The organism is Mesorhizobium sp. M8A.F.Ca.ET.207.01.1.1, from assembly GCF_004794715.1.
GTDB lineage: Bacteria > Pseudomonadota > Alphaproteobacteria > Rhizobiales > Rhizobiaceae > Mesorhizobium.
Window position 1 is genome coordinate 1 of the sequence record NZ_SRUS01000600.1, and the last position, 279, is coordinate 279.

Here is a 279-nt window from a genome sequence, read left to right on the forward strand (position 1 = left end):
CCGGAGTCCATCGCCACCTTAAGAACATTGGCATCCTCATGCATCAGCAGCGCCTGCGCGTAGCTCAGCCGCAGCAGGTTGACATACTCGTTGAGCGTCATGCCGGTCGATTTCTTGAACAGGCTCATGGCGTATTTCGGGTGAATGTCGGCGGCGGCAGCGATGTTCACGCAATCGATGTCGTAAAGGAAATTTTCGGCGATGAAGTCGCACATGCGCCCGACATTGCGCGACGACTGCTGGTCGAAGGGATTGCCGGCACCTTGCCCCGGTCCGGTC

The 279-nt window shown here is 58.4% G+C and carries 1 protein-coding gene; it reads right to left on the reverse strand.

Annotated features, from left to right (window positions below; all coding sequences use genetic code 11):
• On the reverse strand, positions 1 to 279 hold a 279-nt coding region (locus tag EN850_RS36010; protein ID WP_136093103.1), incomplete at both ends, for an AraC family transcriptional regulator.